The organism is Bradyrhizobium sp. CCH5-F6 (assembly GCF_001556045.1).
Taxonomy (GTDB): Bacteria; Pseudomonadota; Alphaproteobacteria; order Rhizobiales; family Xanthobacteraceae; genus Bradyrhizobium.
Genome location: NZ_LSIC01000183.1, coordinates 76,174 through 92,573 on the forward strand (window position 1 = coordinate 76,174; position 16,400 = coordinate 92,573).

At 64.5% G+C, this 16,400-nt stretch carries 14 protein-coding genes; 10 read left to right on the forward strand and 4 right to left on the reverse strand.

What is annotated here, in order from left to right; translation table 11 throughout:
• Nucleotides 1-5: 5 nt before the first annotated feature.
• Nucleotides 6-1,019, reverse strand: coding sequence for an anthranilate phosphoribosyltransferase (gene trpD, locus AX729_RS31535; RefSeq protein WP_061028076.1), 1,014 nt, complete (start codon nucleotides 1,017-1,019; stop codon nucleotides 6-8).
• A gap of 14 nt (nucleotides 1,020-1,033) precedes the next feature.
• Nucleotides 1,034-2,932: a SurA N-terminal domain-containing protein gene (locus AX729_RS31540; RefSeq protein ID WP_061028077.1), complete on the reverse strand. Its 1,899-nt coding sequence runs from the start codon at nucleotides 2,930-2,932 to the stop codon at nucleotides 1,034-1,036.
• A 223-nt stretch (nucleotides 2,933-3,155) separates the two neighbouring features.
• Between AX729_RS31540 and tpiA the strand changes: the two genes are divergently transcribed.
• From tpiA to glsA, 7 genes are all read left to right on the forward strand, one after another.
• Nucleotides 3,156-3,914 (forward strand): triose-phosphate isomerase, encoded by a 759-nt coding sequence (tpiA, locus tag AX729_RS31550; RefSeq protein WP_061028079.1) that lies wholly within the window; start codon nucleotides 3,156-3,158, stop codon nucleotides 3,912-3,914.
• A gap of 153 nt (nucleotides 3,915-4,067) precedes the next feature.
• Nucleotides 4,068-4,454 carry a preprotein translocase subunit SecG gene (gene secG, locus AX729_RS31555; protein ID WP_061028080.1) on the forward strand — a complete coding sequence of 129 codons (387 nt, stop codon included), beginning with the start codon at nucleotides 4,068-4,070 and terminating at the stop codon, nucleotides 4,452-4,454.
• Between the two features lie 166 nt (nucleotides 4,455-4,620).
• Nucleotides 4,621-6,252 (forward strand): CTP synthase, encoded by a 1,632-nt coding sequence (gene pyrG, locus AX729_RS31560; protein WP_061028081.1) that lies wholly within the window; start codon nucleotides 4,621-4,623, stop codon nucleotides 6,250-6,252.
• A gap of 86 nt (nucleotides 6,253-6,338) precedes the next feature.
• The gene (locus tag AX729_RS31565) at nucleotides 6,339-6,665 is read left to right on the forward strand and encodes an NIPSNAP family protein (RefSeq protein WP_061028082.1); all 327 of its coding nucleotides are present in this window, start codon (nucleotides 6,339-6,341) and stop codon (nucleotides 6,663-6,665) included.
• Between the two features lie 117 nt (nucleotides 6,666-6,782).
• Complete coding sequence (gene kdsA / locus AX729_RS31570) at nucleotides 6,783-7,631, forward strand: 3-deoxy-8-phosphooctulonate synthase (protein WP_061028083.1); 849 nt, start codon at nucleotides 6,783-6,785, stop codon at nucleotides 7,629-7,631.
• Entirely contained in the window at nucleotides 7,631-8,854 is a 1,224-nt protein-coding gene (locus tag AX729_RS31575) for an MFS transporter (RefSeq protein WP_061028084.1), read from the forward strand. The genes kdsA and AX729_RS31575 overlap by 1 nt, the downstream gene beginning before the upstream one ends.
• Before the next feature lie 90 nt (nucleotides 8,855-8,944).
• Nucleotides 8,945-10,789, forward strand: coding sequence for a glutaminase A (glsA, locus tag AX729_RS31580; RefSeq protein WP_061028085.1), 1,845 nt, complete (start codon nucleotides 8,945-8,947; stop codon nucleotides 10,787-10,789).
• Nucleotides 10,790-10,944: 155 nt separating this feature from the next.
• Here the strand turns inward: glsA and queF are convergent, their stop codons facing one another.
• Entirely contained in the window at nucleotides 10,945-11,433 is a 489-nt protein-coding gene (gene queF, locus AX729_RS31585; protein WP_061028086.1) for a preQ(1) synthase, read from the reverse strand.
• Nucleotides 11,434-11,559: 126 nt separating this feature from the next.
• Here queF and eno point away from each other — a divergent pair, with 126 nt between their 5' ends.
• From eno to AX729_RS31600, 3 genes are all read left to right on the forward strand, one after another.
• On the forward strand, nucleotides 11,560-12,843 hold the full coding sequence (gene eno / locus AX729_RS31590) for a phosphopyruvate hydratase (RefSeq protein ID WP_061028087.1): 1,284 nt from the start codon (nucleotides 11,560-11,562) through the stop codon (nucleotides 12,841-12,843).
• A 43-nt stretch (nucleotides 12,844-12,886) separates the two neighbouring features.
• On the forward strand, nucleotides 12,887-14,026 hold the full coding sequence (locus AX729_RS31595; RefSeq protein ID WP_061028088.1) for a zinc-binding dehydrogenase: 1,140 nt from the start codon (nucleotides 12,887-12,889) through the stop codon (nucleotides 14,024-14,026).
• 188 nt (nucleotides 14,027-14,214) lie between these two features.
• Nucleotides 14,215-14,766: an NADPH-dependent FMN reductase gene (locus AX729_RS31600; RefSeq protein ID WP_061028089.1), complete on the forward strand. Its 552-nt coding sequence runs from the start codon at nucleotides 14,215-14,217 to the stop codon at nucleotides 14,764-14,766.
• Nucleotides 14,767-15,083: 317 nt separating this feature from the next.
• Here the strand turns inward: AX729_RS31600 and AX729_RS31605 are convergent, their stop codons facing one another.
• On the reverse strand, nucleotides 15,084-16,349 hold the full coding sequence (locus AX729_RS31605; RefSeq protein ID WP_061028126.1) for an acyl-CoA dehydrogenase family protein: 1,266 nt from the start codon (nucleotides 16,347-16,349) through the stop codon (nucleotides 15,084-15,086).
• Nucleotides 16,350-16,400: the final 51 nt, after the last annotated feature.

Consider the following 16,400-nt stretch of genomic DNA (forward strand, 5'->3'; position numbering starts at 1 on the left):
GCAATTCAGCTGTTGGAGACCGTGATCAGGTGCTTCAGCTTTGCGCTGGCCGCGCCGCTGTCGATCGAGCGGACGCCGATCGCGACGCCCTCCTTGAGGTCCTTGGCGCGGCCGGCCACGACGAGCGCGGCGGCGGCGTTGATCAGCGCCACGTCGCGATAGGGGCTTGGCTTGCCGTTGAGCACGCTTTGCAGCGCGATCGCATTGGCGTCGGCGTCGCCGCCCCTCAGCGCACCGGCCTCGCAACGCGGCAGTCCGGCTTCCTCCGGCGTCACCTCGAAATTCCGGATCTCGCCATTCTGGAGCGCGGAGACGAAGGTCGGGCCGGTGAGGGTGATCTCGTCGAGACCGTCGGAGCCATGCACGACCCAGGCAGATTCCGAGCCGAGGTTCTTCAGCACCTGCGCCAGCGGCTGCACCCATTGCCTGGAGAACACGCCGACCATCTGCCGCTTCACGCCGGCCGGATTTGACAAGGGACCGAGCAGGTTGAAAATCGTGCGCGTCGCAAGCTCGACTCGGGTCGGGCCGACGTTCTTCATGGCGGGGTGGTGGGCCGGGGCGAACATGAAGCCGATGCCGCATTCTCGCACGCAGCGCCCGACCTGTTCCGGCTTCAGATCGATCTTCACCCCGAGCGATGCCAGCACGTCGGCGGCACCCGAGCGCGACGACAGCGCGCGGTTGCCGTGCTTGGCCACCGGCACGCCGGCGCCCGCGACGATGAAGGAGGCGCAGGTCGAGACGTTGACCGAGCCGGAGCCGTCGCCGCCGGTGCCGACGATGTCGACGGCATCGGGCGGTGCCGTCACGGTCAGCATCTTGGAGCGCATCGCCGCGACCGCGCCGGTGATCTCGTCCACGGTCTCGCCGCGTACCCGCAACGCCATCAGCAGGCCGCCCATCTGCGAGGGGGTGGCTTCGCCCGACATCATGGCGTCGAAAGCGGAAGCGGCCTCGTCACGCGACAGGCTGGCACCGGTCGCCACTTTTCCAATGATCGATTTCAGGTCGTCCATCGCGTGCTTTCAACTCACTGGTTCGCGCCGGTCACCTGCGCGAAGGCGGCCTGATTGATGGTGGTTCCGATGTCGGTCTCGAGCTTGCTGACGTAGGAGGCGACCTGCTCCTCGATCAGGCCACGATCGAGGCTGTCCTTCAGCTTCTTGGCCGCGTCGGAGGTGACGTCGACCGCGGGATCGACGATGTCGGTGACGCGGAAGACGACCACTTCGCTGCCGCCGCTCACGGCCGTCTGTCCGACGCCGTCCTTGGCGGTGCGGAAGGCGGCCGACACGACGGTGCCGGGCACGCCGGCAGGCGAATCGTCGCGCTTGAAGCCGGTCGCGGTCTCGACCTTTGCGCCGACCGCGGCGGCCTCGTCAGCGAGCTTGGCGCCCGCTTCGAGCTTCTGCACCATCTCGGTCGCCTTGGCCTTCAGCCTGGCCGCGATCTGGTCCTGGCGCCAGCGTGCCTCGACCTGATCGCGGACCTCGTCGAGACTGCGGTCACGCGAGGGCGTGATGGCGAGCACGTCGTACCAGACATAGCCGCCCTTGAACGAGATCGCGTCGTTGTCGACGCCGACATCGGTGTTGAAGGCCTGCGACACCACGTCGAGGCCCTGCGGGATGTTGGCAACCGGCTGGCCGTTCGGGGCGCGGCCGGAGCGGTCGACGGCGTCGATGGTCACGGCCGTGAGGCCGAGCTTCTGCGCCGCGTCGATCACGCTGGAGCCGCCGCCGCGCTCGTCTTCCATCTTGTCGCGGAGATCGTTGACCTTGACGCGCGCGCGCTCGGTCGCGATCTCGCGCTTGATGTCACCCGCGAGGCTGGCGTAGTCGGCCTCCTTGCCCGGCTCGATCTTTTCGACTCTGACGATGGAGGTGCCGAGAGCGCCCTGGATCGGCTGGCTGATCTCACCGACGGGAAGCTTGAAGGCTGCATCGCCCACCGCCGGATCGAGCGAAGACTTGGTCACGAGGCCAAGGTCGACGTCGGAGGCAGTCAGCCCGCGCTCCTTGCCGAGGTCCTCGAACGACATTCCGCCGGCGAGCCGATCGCGCGCGGCCTGCGCCTCCGCCGCATTGGGGAACACGATCTGATGTATCTGGCGCCTCTCGGGCGTGCCGAGCCGGTCCTTGCGCTGATCGAAGAGCTTCTTGGCGTCCTCATCGGAGACCTCGCTCCATTTGCCGATCTCTTCCGGCGAGACCACGACGAAGGAGATCTTGCGGTATTCGGGCGCGCGGAACTGGACCTTGTGATCCTCGAAATAGGTGGCGAGGGCCTCGGGCGAGGGCGCGTCGATGGTGCCCGCCTGCGCGGCGTCGAGCTTGACGAATTCGATCGCGCGCTGCTCGTTCTGGAAGCGCGTCAGCACGTCGATCATCGCCTTCGGCGGCTCCACGCCGGCGCCGATCGTGCCGGTGATCTGGCGGCGCAGCGACACCTTGCGCTGCTCGGCGACGTAGCGCTGCTCGGTGTAGCCGAAATTGCGGATCACGGCCTGGAAGCGGTTCGCGTCGAAACTGCCGCCGACGCCCTTGAAGTTGGGATCGTTCATGATGACCTGGCGGATCTGCTCGTCGGACTGGCCGAGCCCCAGCCGGCGCGCCTCTTCGTCGAGGGCGGCTTCCGCGATCGTCTGCTGCAGCACCTGGCGATCGAGGCCGAAGGCACGTGCCTGATCGGGCGTCAGCGGACGGCCGAACTGGCGGCTGATCTGTTGCAGGCGGTCCGTGTAGATCTGGCGGAACTCGTTGAGCGAAATCTCCGTGCTGCCGATCTTGGCCACCGTGGACTGCCCAAAGCCCTTGAAGATGTCGGCGATGCCCCAAACGCCGAAACTGATGATCAACACGCCCATCACCACGGCCATAATGATCTTGCCGAGCCAGTTTGATGAGGCCTTGCGCATTCCTCGAAGCATTGGGTCCAACTTGTTTGGTCAGGAAGGGGAACGGAGCGCGTCTTAATGCAGATTCCGCAAAAGCGCGTCACCAAATTGATCAATCATCATAAAGTGGTGGCTTTCCCCCCGCAACCTCGCCTCACGCGACCGCTGGAGGCTGCGGTTAAAGGCCTCTGGTCTCTGGAACTGCCGCGGCTCCTCTGCTAGCGCATGCACAAACCTCATTCCGCTGGACATTGACATGACCGACGCCATCCGACCGCTGATCGCCGGCAATTGGAAAATGAACGGCCTGAAAGCCCAGGCTGCCGAATTCGACGCCATGCTCAACGGCGCGGCAGACGTGGCTGGCAAGGCCGATCTGCTGGTGTGCCCGCCGGCGACACTGATTGCGGCCTTCGCCGAGAAGGCGCGCGGCAAGAAGGTCGCTGTAGGGGCCCAGGACTGCCACCCCAAGGCCTCCGGCGCCCATACCGGCGATATCGCCGCTGAGATGCTGGCCGATGCCGGCGCGAGCGCCATCATCGTCGGCCATTCCGAGCGCCGCGCAGACCATGGCGAGGGGGACGCGCTGATCCGGCAGAAGGCCGAGGCTGCCTGGCGTGCTGGCGTCACCGCGATCGTCTGCATCGGCGAGACGCAAGGCCAGCGCGATGCCGGGCAGACCCTGGACGTCCTGCGCGGCCAGCTCGACGGCTCACTGCCGGACGGCTCCACCGCCGCGAATCTGGTGGTGGCCTATGAGCCGGTCTGGGCGATCGGCACCGGCCTGACCCCAACGGCCAAGGATGTCGAGCAGATTCATGGCTTTATCCGGGAGCTCCTGACGTCCCGGTTCAAGGCCGACGGCGCCAGGATGCGCATCCTCTATGGCGGCTCTGTCAAGCCGTCCAACGCGGCCGAGTTGATGGCCGTGACAAACGTCAACGGCGCCCTGGTTGGCGGCGCCAGCCTGAAAGCGGCCGATTTCCTTGCGATCGCCAAGGGCTGTCCTAACTAAGGGGTGCCCCTGGCTCATTCAAACCGGTGGCCCGGACCCGATCGGGGGTGGCAATGGCCCATCCGATCGTGTAACACCGCGCAACTTCAGGAAAACCCGCGAAGCGCGATCGGCCGCCGTCTCGGCGCTGTCCGCTTGTGACGGAAGGACACTATGCAGACCGTTGTCATCGTCATCCACCTCATGATCGTCGCCGTCATGATCGGCGCCGTCCTGCTCCAGAAGTCGGAGGGCGGCGGCCTCGGCATGGGCGGCGGCGCGGGTTTCATGTCGAGCCGTGGCACTGCGAACCTGTTGACGCGAACCACCGCGATCCTGGCCGTGGGCTTCTTCCTCACCAGCCTGTTCCTGTCCTGGTACGCCGGCTACGACCGCAAGCCCTCGTCGATCATCGGCACGCCTGCGTCGCAGACCCAGCCGGCTGGCGGTTCGCCGATCGCGCCGCCGACCTCGGGCGGCATTCTGGATTCGCTGAAGAAGGCCGACGAGCAGCAGCAGAACCAGGCGCCGTCAGGTCCGCAGGTGCCGCGTTCGCAATAAAGCAGGGGGGCCATGCAGGGCGGCGTCTACCGTCCTGCATCAACAATCCCCATCAAGCCACTGTCACCACTCTTAGTTTTGGCTCACCCACAGGCCCGCAGAATCTTTGGGGCGGAACACGAATCGCTTTGGCGAATCGAGTTTAGGGGATTAGAGGTTAAGTCCCATGGCGCGGTACATATTCATCACCGGCGGCGTGGTTTCTTCGCTCGGCAAGGGTCTGGCTTCGGCGGCACTGGGTGCCCTGTTGCAGGCCCGAGGCTACAAGGTCCGCCTCCGCAAGCTCGACCCCTATCTCAACCTCGATCCCGGAACGATGTCGCCGTATCAGCACGGCGAAGTGTTCGTGACCGATGACGGCGCGGAGACCGATCTCGATCTCGGTCACTACGAGCGCTTCACCGGCAGGCCGGCGACCAAGGCCGACAACATCACCACCGGGCGCATCTACCAGGACATCATCTCCAAGGAGCGACGCGGCGATTATCTCGGCGCGACCATCCAGGTGGTTCCGCACGTCACCAACGCCATCAAGGAATTCGTCCTCGACGGCAATGACGATTTCGATTTCGTGCTGGTCGAGATCGGCGGCACCGTCGGCGACATCGAGGGCCTGCCGTTCTTCGAGGCGATCCGCCAGCTCAAGAACGAGTTGCCGCGCGATCACGCCGTCTACATCCATCTCACGCTGCTGCCGTACATTCCGAGCGCCGGCGAATTGAAGACGAAGCCGACGCAGCACTCGGTGAAGGAGTTGCGTTCGATCGGCATCCAGCCGGACATCCTGCTCTGCCGCACCGACCGGGAGATTCCGAAGGAGGAGCGCCGCAAGCTCGGGCTGTTCTGCAACGTGCGCGAAAGCGCCGTGATCGAGGCGCGCGACGTCGATAACATCTACGCCGTGCCCGAGGCCTATCACAATGCGGGCCTCGACGACGAGGTGCTCGCCGCCTTCGGCATCGGCTCGCGGATTCCGCCGGTACTCCAGAGCTGGCAGCAAATCAACGAGCGCATCCGCAATCCCGAGGGCAACGTCACCATCGCCATCGTCGGCAAGTACACCGGCATGAAGGATGCGTATAAGTCGCTGATCGAGGCGCTCTCGCATGGCGGCATCGCCAACAAGGTGAAGGTCAATCTCGACTGGATCGAAAGCGAGATCTTCGAGAAGGAAGATCCCGCGCCGTTCCTCGAGCACGTCAACGGCATCCTGGTGCCCGGCGGCTTCGGTCAGCGCGGCGCCGAAGGAAAGATCAAGGCGGCGCAGTTCGCGCGGGAGCGCGACGTGCCGTATTTCGGCATCTGCTTCGGCATGCAGATGGCGGTGATCGAGGCCGCGCGAAACCTCGTCGGCATCGAGGACGCCAACTCCACCGAGTTCGGTCCGACCAAGGAGCCGCTGGTCGGCCTGATGACGGAATGGCTGCGCGGCAACGAGCTCGAGAAGCGCTCGCAGGCCGGCGACCTCGGCGGCACGATGCGGTTGGGCGCCTATCCCGCAACGCTCAATCGCGGCAGCCGCGTCTCCAAGGTCTATGGCGGCGCGACCGAGATTTCCGAGCGCCACCGGCATCGCTACGAGGTCAATACCGCCTACAAGGATCGCCTCGAGCAGCACGGCTTGAAATTCTCGGGGCTCTCGCCCGACGGTGTGCTGCCTGAAATCGTCGAGTACGAGGATCATCCCTGGTTCATCGGCGTCCAGTTTCACCCCGAGCTGAAGTCGCGGCCGTTCGAGCCGCATCCGCTGTTCGCCTCGTTCATCGAGGCAGCGGCGAAGCAGAGCCGGCTCGTGTAGTGTGCTGTGCTCTGGACCTTTGACGATCGCGCCTTTTGTTGCGACAAAACCTGCCGCAAGAACAACAATGCAGGGAGTGAGCTCCGATGATCTACGAAATGCGCGTCTATCGCTGCGTGCCAGGCCGGCTGCCGGCGCTCTTGAAGCGGTTTGAAACCGCCACGCTGAAGATCTGGGAGAGGCACGGCATCAAGCAGGCCGGCTTCTTTACCACGCTGATTGGTGAATCGAACCAGGAGCTGACCTATTTCCTGGCCTGGGACTCGCTCGCCGAGCGCGAGAAGAAGTGGGGCGCGTTCATGGCCGATCCGGAATGGATCGAGGCGCGTGCCAAATCGGAAGCGGACGGCCAGATCGTCGCCAACATCGTCAGCCAGATTCTGGCGCCGACCGCATTCTCCTCGGTGAAGTAGCGCTGCCTGTCGTAGCGGGGAACCCTGGCGCAACCCTGATATTCGAACGGCCCGGGCGGAAGAGGGTTGATCCGACCCTCATCACGGCTATGGTCGCGCCGAAACGAGGGATTTGCCTTGAGCTCTACGACGTCAGCGGCGCCGGTCGTCACCATCGGCAAGGCCAAATTCGGCAATGATCTGCCGATCTCGATCATTGCCGGGCCCTGCCAGCTCGAGAGCCGCCAGCATGCGCTGGAGGTGGCCTCCGCACTGAAGGAGATCGCGGCGCGGCTGAACATCGGCCTCGTCTACAAGACCTCGTTCGACAAGGCCAATCGCACCAGCGCGTCGGCTGCGCGCGGCCTTGGGCTTGCGCAGTCGCTGCCGATCTTCGCGGAAATCCGATCCTCGCTCGGCCTGCCGGTGCTGACCGATGTGCACGAGGCCACGCAATGCGCCGAGGTGGCGCAGGCCGTGGATGTCTTGCAGATCCCCGCGTTCCTGTGCCGCCAGACCGATCTCCTTCTGGCCGCGGCCGCGACCGGCAAGGTGGTCAACGTCAAGAAGGGCCAGTTCCTGGCGCCCTGGGACATGGCCAATGTCGTGAGCAAGATCACCGGCGCCAACAACCCCAACGTGCTCGTCACCGAACGCGGTGTGTCCTTCGGTTACAACACGCTCGTCTCCGACATGCGCGCGCTGCCGATCCTGGCGCGCACCACCGGCGCGCCGGTGATCTTCGACGCCACCCATTCGGTGCAGCAGCCGGGCGGGAAGGGGACGTCCTCCGGCGGCGAGCGCGAATTCGTGCCGGTGCTCGCACGCGCAGCCGTTGCGGTTGGCGTTGCCGGCGTCTTCATCGAGACCCATCCTGATCCCGATCGCGCACCCTCGGACGGACCCAACATGGTGCCGTTGCGCGAGTTCGAGGCGCTGATCGCCAGACTGATGGCCTTCGACGCGCTCGCAAAGAATCCGCGCTGATGCAGCAGGGCGAGGCGCGGCCGCACGATCACGGCTTGCCGGCAGCGCTCTACGTCATATCAGGCGCGAGCTTCGCCGCTGCACTCTCGGCACGCGCGCTCGATCCGGTGCTGCCGCACGTCGCCGAGGATTTTGGCGTCAGCATTGCCACCGCCGCGGGCTTTGCCGCGGTGTTCGCTTTTACCTTCTCGATCATCCAGCCGATTATCGGCGCCGCCGCCGATTTGTTCGGCAAGACGCGGCTGATGATCGGCTGCCTCGCGCTGCTCGGCCTTGCCAACATTCTGGGCGCGCTGTCATCCTCGTTCTCGGTTTTGTTCGCGACCCGCATTCTCGCCGGCATCGGCTCCGGCGGCGTGTTTCCGGTGGCGCTGAGCCTCACCAGCGATCTCGTCGGGCCCGACAAACGCCAGGTCGCGATCAGCCGCACGCTCGCCGGCGCCATGACCGGCAATCTGCTCGGCGCCTCGGCCTCCGGCCTGATCGGCGATTTCCTCGGCTGGCGTGGCGTGCTGGCGGTGCTCGGCGCGCTCGTGATCGTCGCCTCGATCGCCGTTGCCGCCGGCTTCCACGGCGCCAAGGTCAAGCATCCGCCGAAGACGAGCCTGTCGGCGCTGAAGGCCGGCTATCGCACCATCTTCACCAATCCGAACGCCTATGTCTGCTATTCGGCGGTGTTCATCGAAGGCTGCTGCGTCCTCGGCCTGTTTCCCTACATCGCTTCGTTCCTGTTCGAGCTCGGCCAGACCTCGCTGTCGATCGCCGGCATCGTCATCGCGGGCTTTGCGGTCGGCGGTCTGTTCTACACCGCAACGGTGTCGCGCTTGCTGCCGCGACTTGGCGTCAACGGGATGATGATCGCAGGCATGACGTTGGTGGCCTCGCAGCTCGTCGCGGTGGCCTTCGGTCCGCGCTGGGAAGTCCAGGCGTTCAATCTCATCGTCATGGGCTGGGGCTTCTATATCGCCCATGGTTGTCTCCAGGTCTTCGCCAGCGAGCTTTCGGTCGAGGCGCGTGCGACTGCTCTGTCGCTGCATTCGTTCTTCTTCTTCATGGGGCAGACGGTGGGGCCGCTCGCCTATGGCTTCGGGCTCCAGCACGCCGGCAAGATGCCGACACTGTTCGCAAGCGCGGGGATCATGGTGGTGCTGGGCCTTGCCTGCGCCAGGCTGCTCAAGCAGCGCGCGCCGGCGGATGCGCGCGGAGGCCCAGACAGTCCTTGAACGGGGCGTCGCCCCCACCATGACACCGCCGGTCGCGTATGCAATGGCACACGAATTGCTTTTAATCTGGGCAAATCGAGGTGTGAGACCGTGGATGCGCAGCCCGACCGTTTGCCCAGCCCAACAGGCACGCCTGGATCGACCGGGTATCCCACCAGGCCTCCGCTTCGCCGCTTCCTGACCGATTGCCACGAAGAGTTCAGGCTTGATCATTCCGGCGTGCTCGCCGACTACATCCCCGAGCTGAAGCGCGCCAACCCCGATCATTTCGGTATCGCGCTCGTCACCATCGACGGCCATGTCTACGAGGTTGGCGACAGCGCGGTACCGTTCACGATCCAGTCGGTGTCGAAGGCGTTCGTCTTCGCACTGGCGCTGGAGATGGTCGGCGAAGAGCGTGTCGCGGCCACCATCGGCGTCGAACCGAGCGGCGAAGCGTTCAATTCGATCCGGCTCACCAACGACAACCGACCCTTCAACCCCATGGTCAATGCCGGCGCGATCGCCTGCTCGGGCCTGATTTACGAAATGGACGGGAAGGGCGCCTTCGAGCGCGTCCGCGCCAAGCTCAGCGAGTTCGCTGGCCGCCAGCTCGGCGTCGATGATGCCGTTCATGCCTCGGAGACGGCGACCGGCAATCGCAACCGCGCCATTGCCTGGCTGCTCCGGAATTACGCGGTGCTGCCTGATGACGTCGACGCCGTGCTCGACGTCTATTTCCGCCAATGCGCCATCCTCGTCACCGCGCGCGATCTGGCGGTGATGGCGGCGACGCTCGCCAACCGCGGCATCAATCCGGTGACGGGCGTGCAGGTGATCACGCCGCACATCGTCGCGCGCACGCTGTCGGTGATGACGAGCTCGGGCATGTACGACTATGCCGGCGAGTGGACCTATCGCGTGGGCATTCCCGCGGCGCTGCCCTCGCAGCTCGGGCTCGGCACCTTCTCGCCGCTGCTCGACGATCATTTCAACAGCGTGCGTGGCCTGAAGGTCTGCGAAGCGTTGTCGGCGCGCTACGATCTGCACATGCTGAACCGCAACGCCGACGTTCGTACCAGCATCATGGCGGACTACGACATCTACGGGATCTCCTCGCGCCGCAGCCGCCAGCCACACGAGCAGCAGATTCTCGACGACCGCCACAGCGACGTCCGTGTGCTCGAACTGGTCGGCGCGATGAATTTCGCCACCATCGATTATGTGACGCGAAAGCTCAACGGCGATCCGCCGGACGCGCCGCTTCTGATCATCGATTTCCGCCGCGTGCCCGACATCACCGCGGCGGGTGCCGAACTGCTCGGCGAGACGCTGACCGCACTCGGTCATAGCGGCGTCTTTACGATTCTGTCGGGCCTCGAGGAGACCTCCGCGGTCTGGCGCGCGATCTCCGCCCGCGCCGCGGATTCGCGCCGGCTGCGGCGATTCACGCTGCTCGACGACGCCATCGAATGGGCCGAGGACCAGGTGATCTATCGCTTTGGCGGCTTCACCGACGTGAAGGAGAGTACGCATCTTCACGAGCAGGCGCTGCTCGCCGAGCTCGACAGCGACGAGATCGCCGCCATCGTCAAGCTCTCGACCGCGCGGCGTTACGCGGCCGGCCAGCGCATCATCGCGGCCGGGGAGCCCGCAAATTCGCTGTTCTTCCTCGAAAGCGGCATGGTCAGCGTGAAACTGCCGAGCGGTGTGAGGCTCGCTTCCCTCGGCCCCGGCATGGAGTTCGGCGAGATGGCGATTCTGGAGGGACGCCGCAGCGCTGATGTTATCGCCGACACGCCCGTCGCCTGCCTCGAACTGCCGCTGGACAGCTTTGCCGATTACCGCAGCCTGCACCCGGAAACGGCATTGAAGATCATGCGCAATCTCGCCGCGATCCTGGCACGCAGGCTGGTGTTGGCGAATGCGAAGGTGGATTTGCTGAGCGCCTATTGATCGGCCATCGATGCCGATGCCTGTTCCCCGGATGCAGCGCAGCGCCGCACTTCGCCGCGTGGTGCCGCTGCTCGTCCAGGTGCCATCGACGTGCTGGGTCCCGCTCGGCGGACCACCGTTCCAGGCTGCGCCCGGTGGGGGACACGAAGCGAGGCTCAGCCCCGCCCGCGATAGGATGCCACGCCTTGTTCCGGGACCCACAGGCCTTTCGGCACCTTGCCGGTCTGCCAGAACACGTCGATCGGGATGCCGCCGCGCGGATACCAATAGCCGCCGATGCGCAGCCATTTCGGTTTGATCTCGCTGGCGATGCGCTTGCCGATCATCACGGTGCAGTCCTCGTGGAAGGCGCCGTGGTTGCGGAAGCTCGCGATGTAGAGTTTCAGCGATTTCGACTCCAGCAGCCACGGGCCCGGCGCGTAGTCGATCATCAGATGCGCGAAATCGGGCTGCCCCGTGACCGGGCACAGCGAGGTGAATTCCGGCACGGTGAAGCGCACCAGATAGTCGGTGCCCTTCTGCGGATTGGGAACGCGGTCGAGGCGGGCCTTCTCCGGCGTATCCGGCCATTCCACGGCGCGGCCAAGCTGCAAAGAGGGTGAGTTCGCAGGTGAGTTGTTCGATTTGCTGGGTTTTTTCGACATCAGGCCGCCTCCGGGGCGGACCTCTTAGCCAATCATCGGGCAGCCGTCACCCGGCCTTTTCCACTTCGATGCATTGCGGTAGAAGCACCGCCAACCGCCCCCTTTGTTTCCCGAAAAGAGGCTCTCATGACCGCCATCATCGACATCATCGGCCGCGAAATTCTCGATAGCCGGGGCAATCCCACCGTCGAGGTCGATGTCGTGCTGGAGGACGGCGCGCTCGGCCGCGCCGCGGTGCCGTCCGGCGCCTCCACCGGCGCCCATGAGGCGGTGGAACTGCGCGACGGCGACAAGGCCCGCTATCTCGGCAAGGGCGTCACCAAGGCGGTCGGCGCCGTCAATGGCGAGATCTTCGAGGCCCTGAGCGGCCTCGACGTCGAGCAGCAGGCCCAGATCGACCAGATCATGATCGACCTCGACGGCACGCCGAACAAGAGTCGGCTGGGCGCCAACGCCATCCTCGGCGTCTCGCTGGCCTGCGCAAAGGCTGCCGCGAACTCGCTCGACATGCCGCTCTACCGTTACGTCGGCGGCACCTCGGCGCGCCTGTTGCCGGTGCCGATGATGAACATCATCAACGGCGGCGTGCATGCCGACAACCCGATCGACTTCCAGGAGTTCATGATCCTGCCCGTGGGCGCGTCGAGCTTTGCCGAGGGCCTGCGCTATGGTGCGGAAGTCTTCCACACGCTGAAGTCCGAATTGAAGAAGGCCGGCCACAACACCAATGTCGGCGACGAGGGTGGCTTCGCCCCAAACCTGCCGTCGGCGGACGCCGCGCTCGACTTCGTCATGAACGCGATCGGCAAGGCCGGCTTCAAGGCCGGCTCCGACATCGTGCTGGGCCTCGACTGCGCTTCGACCGAGTTCTTCAAGGACGGCAAATACGTCTATGAAGGTGAGGGCAAGACCCGCTCGATCTCCGAGCAGGCCAAGTATCTTGCAGACCTGGTCTCGCGCTATCCGATCGTCACCATCGAGGACGGCATGTCGGAGGACGACATGGACGGTTGGAAGGAGCTCACCGACCTGATCGGCAAGAAGTGCCAGCTGGTTGGCGACGACCTCTTCGTCACCAACGTCAAGCGCCTCGCCGAAGGCATCAAGGCGGGCCGGGCCAACTCGATCCTGATCAAGGTCAACCAGATCGGCACGCTGACCGAGACGCTCGCCGCCGTCGAAATGGCGCACAAGGCCGGCTACACCTCGGTGATGTCGCACCGCTCCGGCGAGACCGAGGACTCCACCATCGCCGACCTCGCGGTCGCCACCAATTGCGGCCAGATCAAGACCGGCTCCCTTGCGCGTTCCGATCGAACCGCCAAATACAACCAGCTCCTGCGCATCGAGCAGCAGCTCGGCAAGCAGGCGCTCTACGGCGGCAAGGCGGCACTGAAGGCGCTGGCATAAGCCGGCGCTTCGACCCGCGAAGAGGCGGACAGGGAGGATCGACATGAGCGACGGCAAGACCGGACTGCAACTGCGTTCGCTGCTGAAGAAGAGCGGCGAGCTGGAATTGTCCCTCGTGAATGTCCCAACGCCCGAGCCCGCCGACGACGAGGTCGTGGTTCGCGTCGAGGCGAGCCCGATCAATCCGTCCGACCTCGGGCTCCTGATCGGGGCCGCCGACATGTCGGCGGCGCAGGCCTCCGGCACCAAGGAGATGCCGGTCATCACCGCCAAAATGCCCGAGGCGGCGATGCGGATGATGGCGGCGAGGTTCGATCAGTCGCTGCCGGTCGGCAACGAGGGCGCCGGCACGGTGATCGGAACCGGATCGTCGGATGCAGCGAAGGCGCTGATGGGCAAGACGGTGTCGATGATCGGCGGCGCCATGTACACGCAGTATCGCGTGCTGAAGGTCCGCGACGTCATGGAGCTGCCGGCGGGCACCACGGCCGCCGACGGCGCCTCCTGGTTCGTCAATCCGCTCACCGCGCTCGGCATGACCGAGACGATGCGGCGGGAGAACCACAAGGCGCTGGTGCACACGGCCGCCGCCTCCAATCTCGGCCAGATGCTCAACAAGATCTGCATCAAGGACGGCATTGGCCTCGTCAACATCGTCCGCAGCAAGGAGCAGGCCGACATCCTTCACAAGATCGGCGCCAAGCACGTCGTGGATTCCAGCGCGCCTGATTTCATGGACGACCTCACCAATGCGCTTGTCGAGACCGGCGCCACCATCGCCTTCGATGCCATCGGCGGCGGCAAGCTGGCGGGCCAGATCCTCACGGCCATGGAGATCGCGGCCAACAAGAATGCGAAGGAATACAGCCGCTACGGGTCCAACGTGTACAAGCAGGTCTACATCTATGGCAGCCTCGACACGCACCCGACCGAGCTGAGCCGCTCCTTCGGCCTGAGCTGGGGCGTCGGCGGCTGGCTGCTCACGCCGTTCCTCCAGAAGATCGGCCCGGCCGAAATCGGCCGCCTGCGCCAGCGCGTCGCGTCCGAGCTGAAGACCACCTTCGCCAGCCATTACACCAAGGTCGTTTCGCTTGCCGAGGCGCTCGATCCCGCCAACATCGCGGTCTACGCCAAACGCGCCACCGGCGAAAAATTCCTCATCAACCCGAACAAGTCGTCCTGATCGCGCGTGCCCCGCGGGCAGGGGCGCTCGTTCGCAATCGCCCCGTGGCGTGCAGCGCAATCCGGCTGCAGGCCACTTTCGAGAAACGCAGCGTTTCCAAACCGGACCGGTTCATGCACTTGCATCCATCGATCCGGATCGCTTAAGTGCCGCCAGGCACTCTCGCTCAAGCCCTCAAGGACACGCCAATGGCCTACAACATCGTCACGATCGCCGGCAGCCTGCGCAAGGACAGTTTCTCGCTCAAGATCGCCAATGCTCTGGCGAAGCTCGCGCCGGCCTCGCTCAAGCTCGACGTGATTACGCCCGTGGGCATCTCGTTCTTCAACCAGGATCTCGAGGGCGCGCCGCCCGCGGACTGGCTTGCCTTCCGCGAAAAGCTCCAGAAGTCGAACGGCGTCCTGTTCGTCACCCCTGAATACAACCGTTCGATCCCGGGCGTTCTCAAGAACGCCATCGACGTCGCCTCGCGGCCGTATGGCAAGAGCTCGTTCCTTGGCAAGCCGGTCGGCATCATCTCCAACTCGCCGGGGCTGCTCGGGGGCGTCAGCGCGGCCAAGCATCTGCAGAACGTCCTGCCGGGCATTTCCGGTCCGGTTCTCCAGCAGCCGGAAATCTACCTCAGTGGCGTCGGCGACGCCTTCGACGCGGACGGCAATCTGACCAAGGACTCCCTCAAGACGGTGTTGCAGCAGTACATCGACGCCTTCGCTGCGCATGTGGCGAAACATCAGGGCTGAAGCGCGGCATCCGAATGTCCATGGCGTGCGGGGGGCCTTGTCCAACAGATGAGCGCCTTCGATATCGTCCTGGATGCCACGAGCTTCGCTGTCCGGCGGCGCTTAAGCGTGAATTTTTGAGCTTGCCTCCAAAGAGGTTTGGGTATCTCGCCGCCCGAGGCGCTTGACCTGCTGGATCGAGGCCCGCCGCGTCCTTTACCCTAAAGGCAGGCGGGCCGCGAGTTTTCAACTGTCAGGAGAGCCCAAGGTTTGATCAGTGTCGAGGACCGCCGCGTTAGCACGTCAGCCCCAGCGGACAGGCGGGCCAACCTCGCCGTTCAAGCCCTGTCCTCAGTCGTCGACCGGCCGTAAGGAGCAAAGTGCGGGTCGTACTTCGGGTTCTTGAGAATGCTGTGCAATTGCCGTCGGCGCGCGCCCATGTTCCCGCCGTCATAGAGGGGGAAACACATGGCATCGTTCATCAGTTCCGCCAACGGATGCATATCTGTATAACTATCGACTCCAACAGTTCGCATCGCATCGTAAACGACGTCGACGCAGGTCTCAGAGCAGAAGACCTTCGTCATCACAGCCAGTTCGTGTTCACTCCCGCCCGATGTGTCAAATTGCTGGCACGCCTTCCACGTCAAGTACCGACAAGCCTCGATCCGCATCTTCATGTCGGCAAACATATAGCCGACGGTTGGATATTCGATGATGGGGTGCGGACCCGAGCGGGCGTCCGTTTTGGCGAACTGAAGCGCATGGTCGAAGGCGGCCCGCATGACCCCCACGCAGGCGGCGCCGATCAGTGCGGCAGTCCAGGCAAAGTTGGTGGAAACGATCTTCAAGCCGTCCCCTGGCTTGCCGATAATATTGCTTGCCGGAACGCGCACATTCTCGAACTTCATCCGGGGTGAGATCGTCGCCCGATGCCCGATCGTATCCAGCACTCCCGTCATCTTCACGCCCGGCGTGTTGCCCGGCACCATGATGACGGCCAGCGATTCCTGGGGACTCTTGTTTGGGTCGGTTCGGCATACGGTTGCCAGGAGATGGCAATTTCTGCCGTCCCATCCGGATCCATTGGTGGTGTAGTGTTTCTCGCCATTGATGACCCACTCGTCGCCGTCGCGGATCGCGAATGTTCGCACGCCAAATCGGGGATCGGGGTTGTCGTAGTTTGCTCCTCCCGTGACTTCCGTATAGGCAAAGGCGGCTAGTCGCGTGCCGTCTTCGACGAAGTCGGGAAAGAACCGTCGCTTTTGCTCTTCGGTTCCGAACATCGCAAGCGGCTTGAGACCGAGACCGTTGGCGAGGACGGCCGTAGGCACGTTGATATCGACCGCCGCCAGTTCCTCGGCCGCGAGAGCAAAATCGAGCGCGGGGATGTCGGTGCCGCCGTGGTCCTTGGGAATGAGGCCCTTTATGAATCCGGCATCAGCCGCTTTTTGGACGAACGGCCGGATTGCGTAAAAGCGCTCCTCGGGGGTGGCGAATTTTCGGATAGTCGGCCGAACGTCCTTCAGGACATGTTTGGCAAACTCCCGCGCTCCCTCTCTTAGGGCTGTCTGCTCTGCACTCAGATTGAAGTCGATACCCATCGGAATCTCCTGTGTTGCGGAGTTCGGAAAGCTGCCACCGGCAGCGCTCAC

Bases quoted from the DNA above. Each gene is read 5' to 3' on its own strand.
- AX729_RS31540 (WP_061028077.1), bottom strand. From the start codon at position 2,932: ATGCTTCGAGGAATGCGCAAGGCCTCATCAAACTGGCTCGGCAAGATC.
- AX729_RS31575 (WP_061028084.1), top strand. From the start codon at position 7,631: ATGCAGCAGGGCGAGGCGCGGCCGCACGATCACGGCTTGCCGGCAGCG.
- secG (WP_061028080.1), top strand. From the start codon at position 4,068: ATGCAGACCGTTGTCATCGTCATCCACCTCATGATCGTCGCCGTCATG.
- queF (WP_061028086.1), bottom strand. From the start codon at position 11,433: ATGTCGAAAAAACCCAGCAAATCGAACAACTCACCTGCGAACTCACCC.
- eno (WP_061028087.1), top strand. From the start codon at position 11,560: ATGACCGCCATCATCGACATCATCGGCCGCGAAATTCTCGATAGCCGG.
- AX729_RS31595 (WP_061028088.1), top strand. From the start codon at position 12,887: ATGAGCGACGGCAAGACCGGACTGCAACTGCGTTCGCTGCTGAAGAAG.
- AX729_RS31565 (WP_061028082.1), top strand. From the start codon at position 6,339: ATGATCTACGAAATGCGCGTCTATCGCTGCGTGCCAGGCCGGCTGCCG.
- tpiA (WP_061028079.1), top strand. From the start codon at position 3,156: ATGACCGACGCCATCCGACCGCTGATCGCCGGCAATTGGAAAATGAAC.
- AX729_RS31605 (WP_061028126.1), bottom strand. From the start codon at position 16,349: ATGGGTATCGACTTCAATCTGAGTGCAGAGCAGACAGCCCTAAGAGAG.
- pyrG (WP_061028081.1), top strand. From the start codon at position 4,621: ATGGCGCGGTACATATTCATCACCGGCGGCGTGGTTTCTTCGCTCGGC.
- trpD (WP_061028076.1), bottom strand. From the start codon at position 1,019: ATGGACGACCTGAAATCGATCATTGGAAAAGTGGCGACCGGTGCCAGC.
- AX729_RS31600 (WP_061028089.1), top strand. From the start codon at position 14,215: ATGGCCTACAACATCGTCACGATCGCCGGCAGCCTGCGCAAGGACAGT.